This window comes from Mixta hanseatica, assembly GCF_023517775.1.
In the GTDB taxonomy this organism is placed as follows: domain Bacteria; phylum Pseudomonadota; class Gammaproteobacteria; order Enterobacterales; family Enterobacteriaceae; genus Mixta; species Mixta hanseatica.
In genome coordinates, this window is sequence record NZ_CP082904.1 from 2,360,932 (window position 1) to 2,381,526 (window position 20,595).

At 53.0% G+C, this 20,595-nt stretch carries 21 protein-coding genes and 2 tRNA genes; 11 read left to right on the forward strand and 12 right to left on the reverse strand.

Annotation, left to right across the window (positions count from 1 at the left end; all coding sequences use genetic code 11):
- The first annotated feature begins 1 nt into the window (after position 1).
- The gene (hns, locus tag K6958_RS11360) at positions 2–409 is read left to right on the forward strand and encodes a histone-like nucleoid-structuring protein H-NS (RefSeq protein WP_085071573.1); all 408 of its coding nucleotides are present in this window, start codon (positions 2–4) and stop codon (positions 407–409) included.
- A 132-nt stretch (positions 410–541) separates the two neighbouring features.
- On the opposite strand, the gene K6958_RS11365 is transcribed toward hns, so the two are convergent.
- The 5 genes from K6958_RS11365 to rssA form a co-directional block, all read right to left on the reverse strand.
- Entirely contained in the window at positions 542–1,546 is a 1,005-nt protein-coding gene (locus K6958_RS11365; RefSeq protein ID WP_249891215.1) for an NAD-dependent epimerase, read from the reverse strand.
- A 14-nt stretch (positions 1,547–1,560) separates the two neighbouring features.
- Positions 1,561–2,901: a UDP-glucose dehydrogenase family protein gene (locus K6958_RS11370; protein ID WP_249891216.1), complete on the reverse strand. Its 1,341-nt coding sequence runs from the start codon at positions 2,899–2,901 to the stop codon at positions 1,561–1,563.
- Positions 2,902–2,925: 24 nt separating this feature from the next.
- Complete coding sequence (gene galU / locus K6958_RS11375; protein ID WP_249891217.1) at positions 2,926–3,834, reverse strand: UTP--glucose-1-phosphate uridylyltransferase GalU; 909 nt, start codon at positions 3,832–3,834, stop codon at positions 2,926–2,928.
- 194 nt (positions 3,835–4,028) lie between these two features.
- Positions 4,029–5,042: a two-component system response regulator RssB gene (gene rssB, locus K6958_RS11380; protein WP_249891218.1), complete on the reverse strand. Its 1,014-nt coding sequence runs from the start codon at positions 5,040–5,042 to the stop codon at positions 4,029–4,031.
- 100 nt (positions 5,043–5,142) lie between these two features.
- The gene (gene rssA, locus K6958_RS11385) at positions 5,143–6,042 is read right to left on the reverse strand and encodes a patatin-like phospholipase RssA (protein ID WP_249891219.1); all 900 of its coding nucleotides are present in this window, start codon (positions 6,040–6,042) and stop codon (positions 5,143–5,145) included.
- Between the two features lie 109 nt (positions 6,043–6,151).
- Between rssA and K6958_RS11390 the strand changes: the two genes are divergently transcribed.
- From K6958_RS11390 to xthA, 5 genes are all read left to right on the forward strand, one after another.
- Complete coding sequence (locus K6958_RS11390) at positions 6,152–6,610, forward strand: YchJ family protein (protein ID WP_249891220.1); 459 nt, start codon at positions 6,152–6,154, stop codon at positions 6,608–6,610.
- A gap of 53 nt (positions 6,611–6,663) precedes the next feature.
- A complete protein-coding gene (gene purU / locus K6958_RS11395; protein ID WP_085071566.1) occupies positions 6,664–7,512 on the forward strand; it encodes a formyltetrahydrofolate deformylase in 849 nt (282 codons plus the stop codon).
- A 149-nt stretch (positions 7,513–7,661) separates the two neighbouring features.
- Positions 7,662–7,746 (forward strand) — tRNA-Tyr (locus K6958_RS11400).
- A gap of 127 nt (positions 7,747–7,873) precedes the next feature.
- Positions 7,874–7,958: transfer RNA gene (locus K6958_RS11405), tRNA-Tyr, on the forward strand.
- A 190-nt stretch (positions 7,959–8,148) separates the two neighbouring features.
- Positions 8,149–8,955 carry an exodeoxyribonuclease III gene (gene xthA / locus K6958_RS11410; protein ID WP_249891221.1) on the forward strand — a complete coding sequence of 269 codons (807 nt, stop codon included), beginning with the start codon at positions 8,149–8,151 and terminating at the stop codon, positions 8,953–8,955.
- Positions 8,956–8,992: 37 nt separating this feature from the next.
- On the opposite strand, the gene K6958_RS11415 is transcribed toward xthA, so the two are convergent.
- The 3 genes from K6958_RS11415 to K6958_RS11425 form a co-directional block, all read right to left on the reverse strand.
- Positions 8,993–9,304 carry a YnjH family protein gene (locus K6958_RS11415; RefSeq protein WP_249891222.1) on the reverse strand — a complete coding sequence of 104 codons (312 nt, stop codon included), beginning with the start codon at positions 9,302–9,304 and terminating at the stop codon, positions 8,993–8,995.
- Entirely contained in the window at positions 9,304–11,226 is a 1,923-nt protein-coding gene (locus tag K6958_RS11420; RefSeq protein WP_249891223.1) for a DNA topoisomerase III, read from the reverse strand. Before K6958_RS11420 ends, K6958_RS11415 begins: the two co-directional genes overlap by 1 nt.
- A gap of 195 nt (positions 11,227–11,421) precedes the next feature.
- Complete coding sequence (locus K6958_RS11425; RefSeq protein ID WP_249891224.1) at positions 11,422–11,973, reverse strand: NAD(P)H nitroreductase; 552 nt, start codon at positions 11,971–11,973, stop codon at positions 11,422–11,424.
- A gap of 172 nt (positions 11,974–12,145) precedes the next feature.
- On the opposite strand from K6958_RS11425, the gene sppA reads away from it, so the two are divergent.
- From sppA to pncA, 3 genes are all read left to right on the forward strand, one after another.
- Positions 12,146–14,002 (forward strand): signal peptide peptidase SppA, encoded by a 1,857-nt coding sequence (gene sppA / locus K6958_RS11430; protein WP_249891225.1) that lies wholly within the window; start codon positions 12,146–12,148, stop codon positions 14,000–14,002.
- A gap of 93 nt (positions 14,003–14,095) precedes the next feature.
- On the forward strand, positions 14,096–15,112 hold the full coding sequence (gene ansA, locus K6958_RS11435) for an asparaginase (protein WP_249891226.1): 1,017 nt from the start codon (positions 14,096–14,098) through the stop codon (positions 15,110–15,112).
- A 14-nt stretch (positions 15,113–15,126) separates the two neighbouring features.
- Positions 15,127–15,738: a bifunctional nicotinamidase/pyrazinamidase gene (pncA, locus tag K6958_RS11440; protein ID WP_249891227.1), complete on the forward strand. Its 612-nt coding sequence runs from the start codon at positions 15,127–15,129 to the stop codon at positions 15,736–15,738.
- Positions 15,739–15,768: 30 nt separating this feature from the next.
- Here pncA and K6958_RS11445 read toward each other — a convergent pair whose 3' ends face one another.
- Both K6958_RS11445 and msrB read right to left on the reverse strand, forming a co-directional pair.
- A complete protein-coding gene (locus K6958_RS11445) occupies positions 15,769–16,050 on the reverse strand; it encodes a YeaC family protein (RefSeq protein WP_249891228.1) in 282 nt (93 codons plus the stop codon).
- 4 nt (positions 16,051–16,054) lie between these two features.
- Positions 16,055–16,465, reverse strand: a complete 411-nt coding sequence (gene msrB, locus K6958_RS11450; RefSeq protein ID WP_249891229.1) for a peptide-methionine (R)-S-oxide reductase MsrB — start codon at positions 16,463–16,465, stop codon at positions 16,055–16,057.
- 342 nt (positions 16,466–16,807) lie between these two features.
- Between msrB and gapA the strand changes: the two genes are divergently transcribed.
- On the forward strand, positions 16,808–17,806 hold the full coding sequence (gapA, locus tag K6958_RS11455) for a glyceraldehyde-3-phosphate dehydrogenase (protein ID WP_249891230.1): 999 nt from the start codon (positions 16,808–16,810) through the stop codon (positions 17,804–17,806).
- 77 nt (positions 17,807–17,883) lie between these two features.
- Entirely contained in the window at positions 17,884–18,765 is an 882-nt protein-coding gene (locus K6958_RS11460) for a D-hexose-6-phosphate mutarotase (protein WP_249891231.1), read from the forward strand.
- 79 nt (positions 18,766–18,844) lie between these two features.
- Here K6958_RS11460 and K6958_RS11465 read toward each other — a convergent pair whose 3' ends face one another.
- Entirely contained in the window at positions 18,845–19,696 is an 852-nt protein-coding gene (locus K6958_RS11465) for an aldo/keto reductase (RefSeq protein ID WP_277614655.1), read from the reverse strand.
- A gap of 69 nt (positions 19,697–19,765) precedes the next feature.
- Positions 19,766–20,515, reverse strand: a complete 750-nt coding sequence (locus tag K6958_RS11470) for a MipA/OmpV family protein (RefSeq protein WP_249891233.1) — start codon at positions 20,513–20,515, stop codon at positions 19,766–19,768.
- Positions 20,516–20,595: the final 80 nt, after the last annotated feature.

Consider the following 20,595-nt stretch of genomic DNA (forward strand, 5'->3'; position numbering starts at 1 on the left):
AATGAGCGAAGCACTTAAAATTCTGAACAACATCCGTACACTGCGCGCCCAGGCCAGAGAATGCACTCTGGAAACTCTGGAAGAAATGCTGGAAAAACTGGAAGTGGTTGTTAATGAGCGCCGTGAAGAAGAAAGTCAGGCGCAGGCTGAAATTGAAGAGCGTACGCGTAAACTTCAACAGTACCGCGAAATGCTGATTGCCGATGGCATTGACCCAAATGAACTGCTGCAAACTATGGCAGCAACAAAAACAAGTGGCAAAGCCAAGCGCGCTGCGCGTCCGGCTAAATATAAATACGTTGATGAAAATGGCGAAAGCAAAACCTGGACTGGCCAGGGCCGTACTCCTGCGGTAATCAAGAAAGCCATTGAAGAGGAAGGCAAGCAGCTGGATGATTTTCTGCTGTAATTCCTGTTCAGGGTGCTTCTCTTAACCCCATTTCGCTATGGGGTTTTTTATTGGTCTTTTTGTCGTATTTGTCACGCCAGGCCACACCCAAAAAAAGGAAGCCCACTGGCTTCCTTTTTTTATTAATACTTATCAGACCTTATAAAAAGCACGATACCACTCGACAAAGCGCCTGATACCCTCTTCTACGCCCGTTTGCGGTTTAAATCCAATCACATCAAACAACGCCTGTGTATCCGCGCTGGTTTCCAGCACATCGCCCGGCTGCATCGGCAGCATATTTTTCTGCGCTTCTATTCCCAGCGCTTTCTCCAGCGCCTCTATATAAGCCATCAAAGTAACAGGCTGACTATTACCGATATTATAGACGCGATAAGGTGCGGAGCTGGTGGCAGGCGAGCCGGTTTCCACCGTCCAGTCAGGATCTTTTTGCGGAATCACATCCTGCAAACGGAAAATAGACTCGGTAATATCATCGATATAAGTGAAGTCCCTGCGCATTTCGCCGTTGTTATACACATCAATACTTTCCCCGGCGATAATAGCCCGGGTGAATTTGAACAGAGCCATATCCGGACGTCCCCACGGTCCGTAGACGGTAAAGAAGCGCAAACCGGTAGTGGGGATGCCATACAGATGTGAATAGGTATGAGACATCAGCTCATTGGCTTTTTTCGTCGCCGCATAAAGCGAAACCGGATGGTCTACGCTGTCATCGGTAGAAAATGGCATTTTACGGTTCAGGCCGTAAACAGAGCTGGAAGAGGCGTACAGCAAATGCTCAATTTTATGATGACGACAGCCTTCGAGAATATTAAGGTGCCCGGTCAGATTGGCATCAGCATAAGCGTGCGGATTATCAATAGAATAACGAACTCCTGCCTGCGCTCCCAGATGAATAACGCGCTGGAAACGATGCTGTGCAAACAGTGAGGCTATTGCGTCTCTGTCAGATAAATCGCCTTCGATAAAAGTGAAATCAGAAGAAGTGATTTGATTAAGGCGGGCACGTTTGAGATTTACATCGTAATAATCATTCAGGTTGTCGAGACCGACAACCTGGTGACCGGCCGACAGAAGGCGTTGGGTAACGTGAAAACCAATAAACCCTGCCGCGCCGGTAACCAGATAGTTCATATTTACCTCATTAATTATGCAACTTGAATAGACGCTCCGCGGCCAATTGCATAATAAACAAAACCGCGTTTGCTAATTCTTTCTGGATCATACAGGTTACGACCATCAAAAATCACGGGTTGTTTTAAGGCATTTTTAATCACATCGAAGTCCGGCGCGCGGAAGTTCTGCCATTCGGTACAAATAACCAGCGCGTCTGCACCTTGCAGAGCGGCTTCTTTTGTTCCCATCAGCTTCAGGTCCGCACGGTGACCGTAGATGCGCTGCGCTTCATCCATCGCTTCCGGATCAAACGCCTGTACCGTCGCGCCGGCAGCCCACAGCGTTTCCATCAGCACGCGGCTCGACGCTTCACGCATATCGTCGGTGTTGGGCTTAAATGACAGTCCCCACAGCGCAAAAGTTTTACCCTTAAGATCTTCACCAAAATGGCGTTTGATAAAGGTTGGCAGCTTCAGTTTCTGATCGTCATTAACCGCTTCCACCGCCTGCAGCAGACGAGGTTTATAGCCAATGGTTTCCGCCGTACGGATCAGCGCCTGCACATCTTTCGGGAAGCAAGAACCGCCGTAACCGCAGCCAGGATAAATAAAGTGATAGCCAATGCGGGAATCTGAACCAATACCCTGACGCACTTTTTCGATATCCGCGCCCAGGCGTTCCGCCAGGTTGGAGATTTCATTCATAAAGCTGATTTTGGTCGCCAGCATGCAGTTCGCCGCATACTTGGTCAGCTCAGCACTACGAATATCCATCAGAATCAGACGATCGTGGTTGCGGTTAAACGGCTCATACAGCTCGCGCAGCAGTTCAACAACTTCATCGTTATCCGTACCGACGACGATACGCTCAGGACGCATACAGTCGCTTACCGCGGCCCCTTCTTTCAGGAACTCTGGGTTAGAGACCACATCAAAGGTCAGATCCAGCCCACGCGCGTTAAGGGTTTCCTGCATTACGCTACGTACGCGATCGGCGGTGCCAACCGGTACGGTAGATTTATCCAGCACCACTTTATGCTCATCCATATGCTGAGCAATGGTACACGCTACCGCAGTAACATATTTCAGATCGGCAGAGCCATCCTCGTCCGGCGGCGTTCCCACGGCGATAAACTGCATAACGCCATGTTTAACGCCCTCTTCGGCGTTGGTAGTAAAGTTCAGTCGACCCGCTTCATAGTTTTGCTTAACCAGCGGCGTCAAACCTGGCTCATAAATGGGAATGATCCCTTTCTTCAGATTTTCGACTTTGTTTTCGTCGACATCAATACAAAGAACGTCATGTCCGACTTCGGCCAATACCGCAGCCTGAACCAGACCCACATAGCCGATACCAAATACGGTGACTTTCATTGCGTTATCCTGTTGCTGTGTGAATTACTTTTTATTTTCAACTGTATCGTTCAGCCACTGTTTGAAATCGCTGCCCAGTGACGGATGACGCAGACCATACTCAACGAAAGCCTGCATATAACCCAGCTTGTTGCCGCAGTCATGGCTAACGCCTTTCAGGTGATAAGCTTCAACTGTTTCTTTTTCCATCAGCATAGCGATGGAGTCGGTCAGCTGCACTTCACCGCCCGCGCCCGGAGGGGTTTTCGCCAGCAGCGGCCAAATATCAGCGGAAAGCACATAACGACCCACAACGGCCAGATTAGACGGCGCTTCGTCCGCTTTCGGTTTTTCTACCACGCCAACCATCGGCGCGCTGTCGCCTGGCTGCAGTTCCGCACCCTGACAATCGACCACGCCGTAAGCGGTAACGTCCGCTACCGGCTCAACCATAATCTGGCTGCGGCCGCTCTCGTCGAAACGGTTCAGCATTTCAGCAAGGTTATCTTTGGTCGGGTTAGACTCATACTCATCGATAATCACGTCAGGCAGAATAACCGCAACCGGCTCATCGCCAACCAGCGGATGCGCGCACATGACCGCGTGGCCCAGGCCTTTAGCGATGCCCTGACGCACCTGCATGATAGTGACGTGCGGCGGACAAATTGACTGAATTTCGTCCAGCAGCTGGCGCTTAACGCGTTTTTCCAGCATCGCCTCCAGCTCAAAACTGGTATCAAAATGGTTTTCAATCGAGTTCTTAGACGAGTGCGTAACCAGTACGATTTCATTAATCCCGGCAGCGATACATTCGTTAACGACATACTGAATTAACGGCTTATCAACCAGCGGCAACATTTCCTTTGGGATGGCTTTGGTTGCGGGCAGCATGCGCGTCCCTAAACCGGCAACGGGGATTACCGCTTTTTTTACTTTTGACTTATAGGCAGACATTAAGATACCTCTCTTATAGGCCGTTCAAGTTAATACTTGATATGTCGATTTAAAAAACGAAACGAGTATATCAGTTCAGGGACGCCGGATTTATCCTGGATAACTTCTTTCCGGCGAAATTAAGATTATTACCCAAGTGTAAAACTTATACTAAGGTCTGTCTGTGCGGCGTAAAAATAAAAAGCATTCGCTTATTATTCAGGCGACAGCATCAGACGCAGCCGTCCTCCATTCCCCCATACCTGACATTGCCAGGCATCACCCTGCTGGTTAATTTGGTTGAGATGTGTACTGCCCATAGTGCCTAAAGGCACACCATTTCTAAGCTGTATTTCTTGTCCGCTAATGTTCAGCGTTGCGTTTAAGCCGGCCGAGACCAAAATCAGGTTTTTATAGGTCTGATGATAATACCCGACTAATAATGGAAACTGCCCTTTAAGATTTGCCTGACGCAATAACATATTAACCTGTTTAAGCACGCTGCTTAATTCAGGCAAACGCTGTTTTTGTCCGGAAAGCTGCTCCTGCAACAGCCCGTTGAATAGCGCGCGTAACAGTAGTGCAGCCAGCACGCCATTATCGCCAGCGCGGGTAACGTCAAGGCAGTAAAAGGCCAGATCGTTATCCGATAGCGCGGCGATATCCAGGACCAGTCCAGGCTGTTCCGCCATCGTTAACTGGCGGTAGTTCATGCGGCAGTTTGCGATAACCTGCTGAACCGGCGGCTGAAGTTGCTTAAGCAGTTTGGCGGCCGCGCTGGGATCGCTAACTAATGCATCCCAGTCCTGAAACAGCTGTTCTTCTTCTTCCACCTGGGAAGTAAACATGGAAGGATAAAGACATTCATAGACCGCCTCGCGCAGGCGCTCCATGTCTCTGATCGGTTTGAGCAGCACATCCTGTACGCCAAGACGCAGGACATGCGCGATATCGGACATCTGCTCGGTAGCGGAGATGACCAGAATGGGAACTTGATTGCCATGGGTGCGTAAATGTTCCACTAGCTTGATGCCGTTCATACGGGGCATTTCTAAATCGCAAATCAGCAAGTCGGGCTGATGAAAGCGCAACGTTTCGATAGCATCAAGACCGTCGCTGGCGACCAGCAGTGTAGCGCCAAGCGAGTATAAGAAATTTTCCAGCAGGGAGCGAAAAACCACCTCATCTTCCACGATCAGGATCTGTTTTCCATTTAATGGTTTTTCCATTGTTTTCCCCCGTAAGCCAGATAACTCAATAGTGGTTCAAAAAACGCACTTGTGCCTGTCAGAATTGCCTGAAGTAACATGTGTGATTGACCCATTTTCATTACCGGCTTTGTACTAACGGTAATAATTCATCCATTTTTTTCTCAACCGCAGCTCTTCCGGCTGCAATCGCTTCCTCTGCACGATGAAAATCAAGCGTACTGATCTGGGGACAATAAGGCTGTATCAAGACATCCGGCGGGTCCCCCGCCATGCGATGACGCTTAAGACGATTTTCAAGTACCTGTATTGAGGTGGTCATAATCTCCATCGCGCCAGGCGAAAGAGAAGTGCGTCGCTGTGTTAAATGTTGTGCCAGGCGCTGTCGCAGCCTGCCGCGCCAGGATATCGCTTCCTCCGGCATGTTTTGCGTGGGTGTGGCAGAAAAGAGATCCTGCTGCATAAGGTGCGCATCGTGCTGCAAATCAACGGCGATGACAATATCCGCGCCCAGCGCTCTGGTAAGGGATACCGGAACCGGATTCACCACGGCGCCATCCACCAGCCAGTAGCCGTTATGCCTGACCGGCGGTAACAGGCCCGGCATGCTGCAGGAGGCGCGTACTGCCTGATGCAGATCGCCTTCGGTTAACCATAGCTCGCGACCGGTACTCAGGTTGGTGGCGACCGCGCCAAAGCGAATATGACACTGTTCGATAGACTCATCCGGCATTAAACGGCGAATATGGTTGAATACGCGATTGCCGCGCAGTAACCCGCCCCGCTGCCATGAAAAATCCATCAACCGAATCACATCCCAATAGCCAAATGACTTTACCCACTTTTCCAACAGCGGTAGCCGTTCGGTGGCGCAGGCGGCGCCCACTAACGCACCAACAGAGCAGCCAGCAATCACATCAATACGGATCCCCGCACGCAACAATGCATCAATCACACCGATATGCGCCCATCCTTTGGCAGCGCCAGATCCTAACGCCAGTCCTATTTTTACCTGTCTCATTGCATTCCTGTTTTAACCCCTCTTCACTGAATAGCGTTAAACGCCTGGGTCAGATAACATAACGTAAAATAACGCCTTTCGCCTTGTTGTTGCAAAACCTGGAGTCTACGTGTCTGAAAATTGCCCATGCTGCAGCGGATTGCAGTATAGCCTATGTTGCGGTCGCTATCTAAGTGGCGAGCAGATCCCTCCCAGTCCGGAATCCCTGATGCGCTCGCGCTATACGGCCTATGCCCGGCATGATGTCGATTATTTACTGGCGACCTGGCACAGTACCCATCGCTCTGTTCAACTGGGCCAGGCATTATCTGAAAGTTTTCCGCAAACCGTCTGGCAGAGTCTGAGAATCGTCGCCAACGAGGCTGGCGCCCACGTTAATGAAGCTTATGTGACATTTTTTGCGCGTTATGTGGAAAACGGCCGCCCGGGGGCGGTTTATGAACGCTCGCGCTTTGTCCGTGAGGATCAACGCTGGTACTATATCGACGGAACCGCACCACAGGTGGGTCGTAATGACCGCTGTCCCTGTGGCTCCGAAAAAAAATACAAAAAGTGTTGCGGCCAGTAATGCTGGAGCCGTTCAGATTCACTGCTATCCCGCTTCGACAGGATTGATAACTCATGCAAGCGCAGAATTTACAACGTAAAGTACTACGAACTATTTGCCCTGACGCCAAGGGCCTTATCGCTAAGATCACGAACATTTGCTACAAGCACGAGCTTAACATTGTGCAAAATAATGAGTTTGTCGATCATCGTACCGGGCGCTTTTTTATGCGCACCGAGCTGGAAGGGATTTTTAACGATACGACGCTGTTGGCGGATCTGGACAGCGCGCTGCCGCAGGGTTCGGTACGCGAGCTGCAATGCGCCGGACGTCGTCGCGTAGTGATTTTGGTCACCAAAGAGGCGCACTGCCTGGGCGACTTGCTGATGAAAAGCGCTTTTGGCGGGCTGGATATGGAAATTGCCGCGGTTATTGGCAATCACGATACGTTGCGTTCGCTGGTTGAGCGTTTCGATATCCCGTTCGTACTGGTGAGCCACGAAGGCCTGACGCGCGAAGAGCACGATAATCAGATGGCGGAGCAGATCGATCGCTACCAGCCTGACTACGTGGTGCTGGCAAAATATATGCGCGTATTAACGCCAGCCTTTGTGCAGCGTTATCCGAATCAGATCATTAATATCCATCACTCGTTCCTGCCAGCCTTTATCGGCGCGCGCCCATATCATCAGGCGTACGAACGTGGCGTGAAAATTATCGGCGCTACCGCGCACTACGTAAATGACAACCTGGATGAAGGTCCGATCATCATGCAGGATGTGATTAATGTGGATCACAGCTATACGGCAGAAGAGATGATGCGTGCCGGCCGCGACGTCGAAAAAAATGTGTTAAGCCGCGCGCTGTATAAAGTGCTGGGACAACGCGTTTTTGTTTATGGCAACCGCACGATCATTCTTTAAGTTATGCTTTACCGGCGCGGGTTGTTCAACAAACCGGCGCCGTGGATAAAAAAACGGCGAACGAACCGCTTTTTTTCCCGGGGCGCTTTACAGCATCGTTTCATTTGTTATGATGCGCCCCGCTTTCAGGCAATATTGTCCTGACCCGTGGTGGGATTCCCGAGCGGCCAAAGGGAGCAGACTGTAAATCTGCCGTCACAGACTTCGAAGGTTCGAATCCTTCTCCCACCACCACTCTTCTGCTTTAACGCAGAGAAGATAAAGCGAACCGGCGTTTAGGGTGCGCTTGATGGACAAAGGCGGTGTCACGCGACGTGACGGACTAAGCTGAAAGCGACAAAGAGTATTGACCTGTTTATCTGGTGGGATTCCCGAGCGGCCAAAGGGAGCAGACTGTAAATCTGCCGTCACAGACTTCGAAGGTTCGAATCCTTCTCCCACCACCATCTTTGCATGCTCCCCTTTAGTAAATTCAACTGTAAAGCCACATCTTCCCCATCGGGAGAAGGTGAGAAGCTTCGACAAGGTTCGAGTCGAGCAGCGCGAGACAACGTGCGCAATGCGGTTTCTACACTGTTATCCTCTATACATCTCTGTTAACATCCCGCCATCTTTTTACAGTGCAGTTACGGCAATATGAAATTTATCTCTTTCAATATCAACGGGCTACGTGCTCGCCCTCACCAGCTTGAAGCCCTGATCCAACAGCATAATCCTGACGTTATCGGCCTGCAGGAAACCAAGGTGCATGATGATATGTTTCCGCTGGAGGATGTCAGCAAACTGGGTTATCACGTCTTTTATCATGGGCAGAAAAGCCATTACGGCGTAGCGCTGTTAACCCGTGAGATGCCGCTTAAGGTACAGCGTGGTTTTCCTGAAGATGGGGAAGAGGCGCAGCGCCGTTTGATCATGGCGGAAATCCCCGCGCCGTCCGGCAATATTACCGTGATTAACGGCTACTTCCCGCAAGGAGAAAGCCGCGACCATCCGACAAAATTCCCGGCGAAAGAGAAATTTTACCGCGATCTGCAAAGCTATCTGGAAACCTACCTGACGGCGGACGATCGCGTGTTAATAATGGGTGACATGAATATCAGCAGCAGCGATCTGGATATTGGTATCGGTGAAGATAGCCGCAAGCGCTGGCTACGAACCGGTAAATGCTCCTTCCTGCCGGAAGAGCGCCAATGGATGGATCGTTTGATGAACTGGGGGCTGGTCGATACCTGGCGCGCCGCTAATCCTGACTGCGCCGATCGCTTCTCCTGGTTTGATTATCGTTCGAAAGGCTTTGATGATAACCGCGGCCTGCGTATCGATCTGCTGCTGGCCACGCGTTCGCTGGCTGAGCGCTGTATCGATACCGGGATAGACTACCAGATCCGTGGGATGGAAAAGCCCTCCGACCACGCGCCGATCTGGGCTGAATTCCAGCTATAAACAGCGGGCGTTGCGACAAATATCGCAACGCCCGTTTTTATTTGACGATCCGCCAGATCAGGTTATTGGTGCCCAACGATTTTTCATCGCGCACGCACTGCAACAGCACCCCTTCCGCTTTCACTACTGCGCCCTCGGTATAGCTCTGATTTTCATAAATGCAGCAGCGCAAACAGGGCGGATTTTGCGAGCGGTTCTGCCCCTGCGTCCAGACCTCCGGCGGCATATCGACCACCACATCGCTGTTGATGCCGCTATCCTGATTATTGCCGCTGTTATAATCATGTCGGTGCGCCTGCACCGCCGTGCTTAACAGCAGCGCCAGTATAATGCCCCACGTCCGTTTCATTATTCCGTCTCCTTTACCTTTGCCTTCGCCTTCTTAGTACGACGTTTATGGTTCCCGGCGGGCGCCGCCACACCCCGAAAGGCGCGCGCCGAGCTTTGCTGACGCGCCAGCGCGATTAAGTCATGCAGCGTTGCCACCAATGGCTGCATAAAATCCTGATAGCGACAGGCCTTTTCACTAATTTTCGTCAGCGTCGATTCCCACTGAGCCGTCATATCGGGACGCGCAGCCATCTCCGGCAGAGAGTGAATCAACGCCCTGCCCGCTTCGGTCGCATGAATATAACGGCCCTTCTTAGTCAGGAAAGCGCGCCGGAACAGCAGCTCAATAATGCCGGCCCGGGTCGCTTCCGTTCCTAAACCATCGGTCGCACGCAGGATTTTCTTTAGATCTTTATCCTGCACAAAGCGGGCAATCCCGGTCATGGCCGATAATAGCGTCGCATCGGTAAAGGGGCGCGGCGGCTGTGTTTGCTTCGCGGCGATCTCACCTTTCTCACACAGCAATTCATCGCCCTTCGCCACAACCGGCAGCGGCGTGCCGTCGTTCTCCTCATCGCGCTCTTTGCTGCCCAGCAGCGCGCGCCAGCCCGCCTCGGCGAGAAAACGCGCTTTGGCGATAAACTTACCGCCAGCGATATCCAGCTCGATAACGCATTTACGGTAAACCGCATCCGGACAAAACTGCATCAGATACTGACGCGCAATCAGTCCATAGATATTAGCTTCATTATCGGTAAGCCGTACGGCGCTGCTGCGCGCGGTAGGAATGATGGCGTGGTGCGCATCTACCTTTTTATCATCCCAGCAGCGATTTTTGCGGTTGGTATCAAAATCCGCCGGGGTTTTCATCTCGGGTTGATGAACGCTAATCGCGTTTAACACCGCATGGCGTCCGGCGAAATGTTCATCCGGCAGATAACGGCTGTCGGAACGGGGATAGGTAATCAGCTTATGGGTTTCATACAGGCGCTGACAGGTATCAAGCACCGTCTGGGCGCTCAGACCAAAACGTCTGGCCGCTTCAATCTGCAGGCTGGAAAGCGAGAACGGTAACGGCGCGGTATCGTTTTCCCGCTTATCCTGATAGCCGGTGACGTGCGCAGGCTGACCGCCAATGCGCGCCAGCACATGTTCCGCCAGCGGACGATGCAGCAGCCTTCCCTCTTCATCCTGCCAGGGTTCGCAGGCATCGCTGGGCTGCCAGAGCGCGACAAAGCGCTCTTCTTTTGGCGTGACGATATGCGCTTTTACCTCGAAATAATCTTTCGGGATAAAGTTTTCGATATCTTCATCGCGTCGCACCACTAACCCCAGCACAGGTGTTTGGACGCGTCCGACCGACAGCACGCCATCGTAGCCTGCATTGCGCCCCAGCAGCGTCCAGGCACGGGTCATATTAATTCCGTAGAGCCAGTCGGCGCGCGCGCGGGCCAGCGCCGATACGCAGAGCGGAATAAATTCTTTATTTTGCCGCAGGCGGTTTACCGCACGCTCAACGGCCTGAGGGTTCAGATCGTTAATCAGGCAGCGCTGAACGTTTTCGCGTTTGGCGGCGGGCAGCGCCAGATAATCCAGCACTTCATCCACCAGCAGTTGCCCTTCACGATCGGGGTCACCGGCATGGATCACCTCATCCGCCTGCTCCAGCAGTTTTTTGATGACGTTTAATTGTTTAGCCACCGAAGGGCGCGGCTGTAAACGCCATTTTTCCGGCACGATCGGCAGATCGGCTAACGACCAGCGCGCATAGCGGCTGTCATAACTATCGGGCTGGGCCTGCTCTAACAGGTGCCCCACGCACCAGGTAACCATCTGATCGTTTCCACAGGCAATGTAACCATCGCCACGACGATGCGGCTTCGGCAACACATCGGCAATGGCGCGGGCCAGGCTTGGCTTTTCAGCAATAAACAGGCGCATTAATGGGGCAAAGCTCTCTTAAGACAAGATAATAATAGGAACGCCGGCGGTAACCGGCATCGGGCCGCTCGCGCTGAAGGAGAGCGGCCATCTATGTTAACGCGTTCGCCCTGGCGTGATAAGCCATCCCTGCAGCGGCGCGGATAAAAAGCAGGATAATCACGCTATCCTGCCAACACAAAGGGGTGCGATCTGTCAGAAATAACTGACAAAGGGAGCGGTATCAGGAGGTAACACGGTGGTCGCGGATTTTAACTGTGGCGTGCCCAGATAAAGAAAGCCGACAATCGCATCCTGTTCACGGCAGTTAAACGCCGCTCTTACCGCTTCATTATCCGTCCAGGCGCCGCTGCGCCAGATCCCGTTGAATCCCTGCGCGGCGGCAGCCATCTGCATCGCCATCACCGCACAGCCAGCCGATAACAGCTGCTCCCAGCGCGGCACCTTATGATGCTCAACGCAGTGCGCCACGACAGTGATAATCATCGGCGCACGGAACGGAGACTGCTTCGCCTTTTCAATGGCTTTATCATCCATCTCGCCTTCACGCGCGGCCTGCTCCAGCAGCGCGCTAAAGCGTTCAAGGCCCTGCTTTTCAATAATATGAAAACGCCATGGCTGTAGCGTCCCGTGATCCGGCGCGCGCATGCCGGCCCGTATAATATTGTCCAGCGCTTCGCCCTGCGGCGCAGGCTCGGCTAAGCGCGATGCGGAACGACGGTTAACCAGTAAATCCAGTGCATCCATTTATGCCTCCTGATAATGATTAGCATTTACTGCAAACTAGCACAGGCTGAGGTTTTGTTACAGTCGCGTGCGATTTCCTGCTGACATTTGCCCGCCTGCTCTTTAGGATGTGGATGAAATTCTGGCAGAAAAGCTGCTTTTCTGCGCTCTGTCTGGTGATTATGGAGAAAACATGCGCACCTTGTGGCGAATTATAACCGGCCTTTTTAAATGGACATGGCGGGTGCTGAACTTTGTTCGTGAATGCATCCTCAACTTATTTCTTATTTTTTTACTGCTGGTTGGCGTAGGGATCTGGCTACAGGTTAAAAATGCCAGCGCGCCGGCAGAAGTGCCGCGCGGCGCGCTGAAAGTCGATCTTTCCGGCGTGGTGGTGGATAAACCTTCCGTCAGTAATAAGCTCAGCAAAATCGGCCGTCAGCTGTTGGGTGCCAGCAGCGATCGCCTGAAAGAGAATTCGCTTTTTGACGTGGTGGCGGCGATCCGCCAGGCCAAAGAAGATGAGAAAATCACCGGCATCGTGCTGGACCTGCGTAATTTCGCTGGCGCCGATCAGCCTTCCCTGCAGTATATCGGTAAAGCGCTGCGTGAATTCCGCGATAGCGGCAAGCCGGTTTATGCCAGCGGCGACAGCTACAGCCAGGCGCAATACTATCTCGCCAGCTACGCCAATAAAATTTTTCTCTCACCGCAGGGCACGGTCGATCTGCACGGCTTCGCCACCAATACGCTTTACTATAAAACCCTGCTCGACAAGCTGAAGGTCACCTCGCACGTGTTCCGCGTCGGCACCTATAAATCGGCGGTGGAACCCTTCCTGCGCGATGATATGTCGCCGGCGGCCCGCGAGGCCGATAGCCGTTGGGTCGGAGAACTGTGGCAAAACTATCTGAATACCGTTGCCGCTAACCGTCAGATTAGCGCCCAGCAGCTTTTCCCGGGCGCGCAGGGCCTGCTGAGCGGTTTACAAAAAACCGGCGGCGATACGGCGCAATATGCGAAAGAGAACAAGCTGGTGGATCAGCTGGCGACTCGCGCCGAAACCGAGCAGCTGTTTAGCAAACAGTTTGGCTGGGATAAACAGGATCAGGATTATAACGCCATCAGCATTTATGACTATCCGCTGAAGGATACCAGTTCGCAGAACGGCAACATCGCGGTTATCCTCGCTACCGGCGCCATTATGGATGGCGAGGAAACCCCGGGCGCCGTCGGCGGTGATACTACCGCCGCGCAGATCCGTCAGGCACGCCTCGACCCGGCCATCAAAGCGATTGTATTCCGCGTAAACAGCCCGGGCGGCAGCGTGACCGCATCGGAAGTGGTACGCCAGGAGCTGGCGGCCGCGCGCGCGGCCGGTAAGCCGGTAGTGGTTTCCATGGGCGGGATGGCGGCCTCCGGCGGCTACTGGATCTCAACCCCGGCGAATTACATTATCGCCAGCCCGGCGACGCTGACCGGTTCGATTGGCATTTTCGGGGTGATCAATACGGTTGAGAACTCACTGGATGCCATTGGCGTGCATACCGACGGCGTCGCCACTTCTCCGCTGGCAGACGTGGCCACCACCAAGGCGCTGCCAACCGAAGTGCAGCAGATGATGCAGTTGAGTATTGAAAACGGTTATCACAACTTTATCGGCCTGGTGGCGAAAGCGCGGCAGAAAACGCCTGAGCAGATCGATCAGATCGCCCAGGGTCACGTCTGGACCGGCGAAGATGCGAAGGCCAATGGCCTGGTCGATGCCTTGGGTGATTTTGACGATGCCATCACCAAAGCCGCAGAGCTGGCGAAAGTAAAAGAGGTACAGCTGAACTGGTTCGCCGACGAGCCCGCCTTTATTGATATGGTGCTGGGGCAGATGGATGCGTCGGTACAGGCCATGCTGCCTGCGACACTAAAAGCCTGGCTCCCTGCGCCGATGGTCGATGTGGTTAGCGCTATGAAGCAGCAACCGGGTCTGCTGGGTAAAATGAACGATCCGCAAAACCGTTACGCTCTCTGCCTGACCTGCGGCGAGGTGCGCTAACCTTCAGCCCGATCGGCATTGCTGCTGGTCGGGCTGCTCTTCCCGAACCTTTACCGTATACTGCGGTTTTACCGCAAAGCTGAGTCGCTTTTCATGCAAAAAAAATCCATTTACGTGGCCTATACCGGCGGAACGATCGGTATGCAGCGTTCAGAACAAGGCTATATTCCAGTTTCCGGTCACCTGCAACAGCAGTTAGCGGCGATGCCAGAGTTCCATCGTCCGGAAATGCCGAATTTTACCATTCACGAATATCAGCCGCTGATCGACTCATCGGATATGACGCCACAGGACTGGCAGGCTATTGCTGACGATATTCGTCAAAATTATGCGCTGTACGATGGCTTTGTTATCCTGCACGGCACTGATACCATGGCGTTTACCGCCTCGGCACTCTCATTTATGCTGGAAAACCTGGCGAAGCCGGTGATTGTGACAGGGTCACAAATTCCGCTGGCGGAACTGCGTTCAGACGGTCAACAAAATCTGCTGAATGCGCTCTTCGTTGCGGCTAATTATCCGGTTAAAGAAGTCACCTTATTCTTTAACAATACGCTTTACCGCGGCAACCGTACCACCAAAGCCCATGCCGATGGCTTTAACGCTTTTGCTTCGCCTAACCTGCCGCCGCTGCTGGAAGCGGGCATTCATATTCGTCGCCTGAATACCCCCGCCGCGCCGCAGAGCGAAGGCGAACTGATCGTTCATCCGATTACGCCTCAGCCTATCGGGGTGGTAACCATCTATCCGGGGATCTCTGCGGAGGTGGTGCGAAACTTCCTGCGCCAGCCGGTCAAGGCACTGATTTTACGCTCTTACGGCGTGGGCAATGCGCCGCAAAACGCAGAGTTCCTCGCCGAGCTGCGTGCGGCCTCCGAGCGCGGCATTGTGATAGTGAACCTGACTCAGTGCATGTCGGGCAAAGTGAATATGGGCGGCTATGCGACCGGTAATGCCCTTGCGCATGCGGGCGTGATTGGCGGCTTCGATATGACCGTTGAAGCCACTCTGACCAAGCTGCACTATTTGCTCAGTCAGCCGTTAAGCTGCGATGAAGTGCGTCAGCTGATGCAGGTAAATCTGCGTGGCGAACTGACCTCTGATAACTGATGGCGGAATCTATTATGACCCAGGCTCTGATCCTTATCGATTTGCAGAATGATTTTTGTCCGGGCGGCGCGCTGGCAGTGGCCGACGGCGATGCAACTATCGCCGTCGCCAATCGGCTGGCCGAGGCGTTTCATCGGCGTGGCGAACTCGTGGTGGCGACCCAGGACTGGCATCCGGCGAATCATGGTAGCTTTGCCTCGGTTTCCGGGGAGGCGGTAAACACTCTGGGCGAGCTTAGCGGCCTGCCGCAGATCTGGTGGCCCGATCATGCTATTCAACACAGCCAGGGCGCTGATTTTCATCCGACGCTTAACCGTTCGCTGATCGATAAGGTGTTTCATAAGGGTGAGCAGCCAGATATCGACAGCTACAGCGCCTTTTTTGATAATGGTCACCGGCGTCAAACCGGGCTGGATGCCTGGCTACGTCAGCAGGGCGTGACCCGTCTGGTGATGATGGGATTAGCTACCGACTACTGTGTGAAATTCAGCGTGCTGGACGCCCTGCATCTGGGATATGAAGTTGAAGTAGTTGCCGAAGGTTGTCGCGGCGTAAACCTGCAGCCGCAGGACAGCGCTCAGGCATTTGCGGAAATGGCAGCAAGCGGCGCGCTTATCCGCCAGTAAGCCCTTTATCCCGCCGTTCCGGCGGGAATGTTATTGCAGGGTAATCCGCGTGACGCTGTCACTGATACCGAACTCTTCCTTCAGCTCGCGCTTTGAGCGGGTGACCAGTTCCCCGCCCGCGCCGATACTCATATGCTGCGGCTGATGGTTATGGTGCGCCTGCCACAGCATAACCAGCTGCATGCAATGCTCTTTTTGCTCTTCCGTTAGCGCGACGCCGTCTGGCCATTTTCCGATTTCTACCGCTGTGACCAGTCGCTGATATATTTCAGGCGTCATGCCTTCGACTATCGCATTGAGTTCAGATTTCATTGCATCAACCTTTAATCTGATTGCCATCGTTATCGCTAAAGCTTAGCGAGGCTGAATTTACACAGTAGCGTTCGCCGCTCGGCTGAGGGCCATCGGGGAAGACATGACCAAGGTGGGAATCACAGCTGCCGCAGCGAATTTCAATCCGATGCATGCCATGTGAGTTATCTTCCAGATAGTGAATCGCATCCTCGCTGTAAGGCTGATAAAAGCTGGGCCAGCCGCAACCGGAATCATATTTTGTCTCTGATAAAAACAATGGCGCATTGCACACCAGACAGTGATAAATGCCCTCTGCTTTATTGTGTAATAGCGCACCGCTAAACGGCGGCTCGGTGCCGCGCTGCTGCGTGACATAAAGCTGCATTTCACTAAGCTGGTTATCAGGCGTACGATCGTTCAATTCTTTAGCCATTTTCATCATCTCTGGCAGTGTCATTCTGGAAAAATCGGCTAGTATTCTAACAAACAGTTAACAAGAACAGCTTAATATTTTGTGCCTGGCGAGTTTTGGCAGCAGCCTGAGTGCCAAATTGTGACGCAGATCACTTTCCAATGGAGGCAGGCCTTTATATTCGGTAATCGAGGCGTAAAACTGTTCCTGGAGAATAGTCGCGGAAGCAGATTTTTACCGGTAAATTCACTAAGACAGGTTTGATTTGTCGCAATAATTGACACGATTCCGCTTGACGCCTGGTAAGGATTTTGTAATTTTACAGGCAACCTTTTATTCACTAACAAATAGCTGGTGGAATATATGACTATCAAAGTAGGTATTAACGGTTTTGGTCGTATCGGTCGCATCGTTTTCCGTGCTGCGCAGCAACGTTCTGACGTTGAAATCGTTGCAATCAACGATCTGCTGGACGCGGAATACATGGCGTACATGCTGAAATATGACTCAACGCACGGCCGCTTCGAAGGCACCGTTGAAGTACAAGACGGCGCGCTGATCGTAAACGGCAAAAAAATCCGTGTTACCTCTGAAAAAGACCCGGCTAACCTGAAGTGGGACGAAGTCGGTGTTGACGTAGTAGCAGAAGCAACCGGTATCTTCCTGACCGACGAAACTGCGCGTAAACATATCGCTGCTGGCGCGAAAAAAGTGGTTATGACCGGTCCGTCTAAAGATGACACCCCGATGTTTGTTCGCGGCGCCAACTTTGACAAATATGCTGGCCAGGATATCGTTTCCAACGCATCCTGCACCACTAACTGCCTGGCACCGCTGGCTAAAGTTATCAACGACAAATTCGGTATCGTTGAAGGCCTGATGACCACCGTTCACGCTACCACCGCAACGCAGAAAACCGTTGATGGCCCGTCTCATAAAGACTGGCGCGGCGGCCGCGGCGCGGCGCAGAACATCATTCCTTCTTCTACCGGTGCAGCTAAAGCAGTAGGTAAAGTACTGCCGGAACTGAACGGTAAACTGACCGGTATGGCGTTCCGCGTTCCGACTCCGAACGTATCCGTGGTTGACCTGACCGTGCGTCTGTCTAAACCGGCTTCTTACAAAGAAATTTGTGAAGCGATCAAAGCCGCCTCTGAAGGCGATATGAAAGGCGTTCTGGGTTACACCGAAGATGCAGTGGTTTCTACCGATTTCAACGGCGAAACGCTGACTTCCGTGTTCGATGCCGCTGCCGGTATCGCACTGAACGACAACTTCGTGAAACTGGTTTCCTGGTACGACAACGAAACTGGCTACTCTCACAAAGTTCTGGATCTGATCGCGCTGGTTGCTTCTAAATAAGCAACGGTGACAGACTAAGCTTAGAGGGCGACTACGGTCGCCCTTTTTTATCGTCTGAATTCCAGCAAGGTAACATCATGACCGAAAAAATTTTTTCGCTTCCCGTGGTAAACCAGATCTCTCCTTATCTGAGCCAGCGACAAATTGGCGACCTGCCGGTTATTGTCGTTAATCATCCTAAAGTACGCGCAGCTCTTACTCTACAGGGCGCGCAGCTGATCGCCTGGCAGCCAAACGGTGAAAAACCGGTTATCTGGCTAAGTGAGAAAACCGCGTTTACGCCGGGTAAAGCCATTCGCGGCGGCGTACCGATCTGCTGGCCCTGGTTTGGCCCAGCGGGTCAACCGGCACACGGTTTTGCACGTAACCAGCCCTGGACGCTCTCTGCGCACGATGAAAACAACGACAATGTTATGCTGACGTTGGTATTGGAAAGCAATGAGCAGATCAAAGCGCTGTGGCCGCATGATTTCACGCTGATTGCGCGCTTCCGCCTGGGCGAACATTGCGAAATTGAACTGGAAGCGCACGGGGAATATCAGGCGACTTGCGCCCTGCACAGCTATTTTAACGTAGCGGATATCCAGGATGTGGAGGTCAGCGGTCTCGGCTCATCCTTTATCGATAAAGTGAAAGGCGGCGAACAGGGAACTTCCGCTGATGGCAAACAGCGCTATGTCGGACAGGTCGATCGTATCTATACCCAGCCGGAAGATTACAGCCTGATTCATGATAAAGCGGGACAGCGCGTGATTGAGGTTTATCACCATCATCATAGCGATGTGGTTACCTGGAATCCGGGCGTAGAGTTATCGTGCAGCATGGCCGATATGGCTAACGACGGCTTTCAGACCATGGTGTGTGTTGAAACCGCGCGTATCAATCAGCCGATGAAGAGCGCGCCAGAACAGCCGGCTCGCCTTGCCACCACCTTCCGCCTGCGTAAAAGCGTCAGATAACGTTTTATACCTCAAGAATCAATAGTATAAGGCCGGGCAGTTGCCCGGCCTTATATTGTCCTGTTAGCGGCGATGCTTGTCAGACGACATCCAGCGGCTGTTTACTTTGCGGCGGGGGAAACAGCCGATCCAGCAGTTTCAGCTGTGCCTCATCCAACGTGACCGTTAACGCGGCGGCATTCTCCCGCACGTGGCTGATGCTGCTGGCTTTAGGGATCGCCATTACGTCAGGATGACGAATCACCCATGCCAGCAGCAGCTGCGCGACGCTAATGCCAAGCTGATTGGCCATCTCGCTCAGCTCAGGACGGGTCATTAAATCATGACGTAAACGCCCCGCCTGAGCCAGCGGACAGTAAGCCATAATCGGCAGCCGACGCTGACGACAGGCAGGCAGCAGATCAAACTCAATGCCACGCGAAGCGAGATGATACAGCACCTGATTAGCGGCACAGTCTGCGCCGCCTGACGCCTGCCAAAGCTCCTGCATATCCTCGCTGTCAAAATTAGAAACGCCCCAGCGGCGAATTTTCCCCTGTTGCTGAAGCTTCTCCATGGCACGGATGGTCTCTTCAAGAGGAATATTACCGCGCCAGTGCAGCAGATAAAGATCGAGATAATCGGTTTGCAGACGCTTCAGGCTACGCTCACAGGCCTCCAGCGCATCGACAGTACCGGCGTTCCAGGGATAGAACTTAGAGACCAGCCAGGCGCGGTCGCGTCTTCCCCGCAGCGCCTCGCCCACTACCCGCTCTGCCCCGCCGTCCGCATACATTTCAGCGGTATCGATCACCGTTAAACCGCACTCCAGCCCCGCCTGTAAGGCGGCTACTTCCTGCTGACGCAGATCGGCCTTTTCGCCCATATACCAGGTGCCCTGGCCAATAGCCGGCAGCAGCAGACCCTCAGCGAACTGAATGCTTTTGCTCATCACTTCTCCTTTGCACAGCGCGCTTATCAGGGGCGACGGCGCCTGGCCGTCCCGCCTTAGCCCGTTGAATTAAAAGCTATAGCTGATGCCTGCCCAAGTGGTCAGCTGGGAATCTTTATCCACCATCGGGCTATCTTTGATTTCATCAGCCAGCCGCGTATAGCGCGCATAAACGCTGGTGCTCCAGCGCTCGGTCAGGCGATAGTTAGCGCTTAACTCAACGTACGGGCTCCAGCTGTCGTCGGGCTGATAGCGGCTGATCCCGGTGCGTGCCGCTTCATGGCTGGAAACACCATAGTAATAGCGGTTCTGATTGGAACTGGTCCAGGTAGCGCCAATGCCGGGCGCCAGACTGAAATCGCCAAACGTAAAGCGATAAAGGTAAGTCAGATCCCAGACGATACCGTCGCTTTTACCCAGCACATCGCCCAGCAGATTGGTCCGCACGATCCCCCAGTCAGCGATATGACGATATTCCAGACCGCCCATCACCGTCATATGACGCTCATCCAGCCCTTTCATTGCGCCCAGATCGTTATCATCCGGATCGTAACGCTGTGCCGAACCGGCAATGGTCAGGGAGAGCTGATCCTGTTGATCTTTCCACAGGTAGTAACCGCCCTGTAACGTGCGCAGCCAAAAACTGTCGCTTTCATAGTTGATCACCGGAAGCGGCAGCCAGCGATCCTGTCCGCCTTTATAGGGGCTTTGCGCATACGCGACTGAGGCGCCCAACGTCAGCGGAGCGGTCTCATCCGCATGGGCCGCACCACAAAGAGGTAAAAGCAAAGCAAGCGCGCTAATTTTGAATCGGTTCACAATATGTTTCTTCCATAGATATAACAATTAGAGGCATAGTTTAACGCCATTGCGTGGCAGGTTTAAATCTTAATACATTT

Coding starts and splice junctions, on each gene's coding strand:
- hns (WP_085071573.1), top strand. CDS start 2: ATGAGCGAAGCACTTAAAATTCTGAACAACATCCGTACACTGCGCGCC.
- K6958_RS11365 (WP_249891215.1), bottom strand. CDS start 1,546: ATGAACTATCTGGTTACCGGCGCGGCAGGGTTTATTGGTTTTCACGTT.
- K6958_RS11370 (WP_249891216.1), bottom strand. CDS start 2,901: ATGAAAGTCACCGTATTTGGTATCGGCTATGTGGGTCTGGTTCAGGCT.
- galU (WP_249891217.1), bottom strand. CDS start 3,834: ATGTCTGCCTATAAGTCAAAAGTAAAAAAAGCGGTAATCCCCGTTGCC.
- rssB (WP_249891218.1), bottom strand. CDS start 5,042: ATGGAAAAACCATTAAATGGAAAACAGATCCTGATCGTGGAAGATGAG.
- rssA (WP_249891219.1), bottom strand. CDS start 6,042: ATGAGACAGGTAAAAATAGGACTGGCGTTAGGATCTGGCGCTGCCAAA.
- purU (WP_085071566.1), top strand. CDS start 6,664: ATGCAAGCGCAGAATTTACAACGTAAAGTACTACGAACTATTTGCCCT.
- xthA (WP_249891221.1), top strand. CDS start 8,149: ATGAAATTTATCTCTTTCAATATCAACGGGCTACGTGCTCGCCCTCAC.
- K6958_RS11415 (WP_249891222.1), bottom strand. CDS start 9,304: ATGAAACGGACGTGGGGCATTATACTGGCGCTGCTGTTAAGCACGGCG.
- K6958_RS11420 (WP_249891223.1), bottom strand. CDS start 11,226: ATGCGCCTGTTTATTGCTGAAAAGCCAAGCCTGGCCCGCGCCATTGCC.
- K6958_RS11425 (WP_249891224.1), bottom strand. CDS start 11,973: ATGGATGCACTGGATTTACTGGTTAACCGTCGTTCCGCATCGCGCTTA.
- sppA (WP_249891225.1), top strand. CDS start 12,146: ATGCGCACCTTGTGGCGAATTATAACCGGCCTTTTTAAATGGACATGG.
- ansA (WP_249891226.1), top strand. CDS start 14,096: ATGCAAAAAAAATCCATTTACGTGGCCTATACCGGCGGAACGATCGGT.
- pncA (WP_249891227.1), top strand. CDS start 15,127: ATGACCCAGGCTCTGATCCTTATCGATTTGCAGAATGATTTTTGTCCG.
- K6958_RS11445 (WP_249891228.1), bottom strand. CDS start 16,050: ATGAAATCTGAACTCAATGCGATAGTCGAAGGCATGACGCCTGAAATA.
- msrB (WP_249891229.1), bottom strand. CDS start 16,465: ATGGCTAAAGAATTGAACGATCGTACGCCTGATAACCAGCTTAGTGAA.
- gapA (WP_249891230.1), top strand. CDS start 16,808: ATGACTATCAAAGTAGGTATTAACGGTTTTGGTCGTATCGGTCGCATC.
- K6958_RS11460 (WP_249891231.1), top strand. CDS start 17,884: ATGACCGAAAAAATTTTTTCGCTTCCCGTGGTAAACCAGATCTCTCCT.
- K6958_RS11465 (WP_277614655.1), bottom strand. CDS start 19,696: ATGAGCAAAAGCATTCAGTTCGCTGAGGGTCTGCTGCTGCCGGCTATT.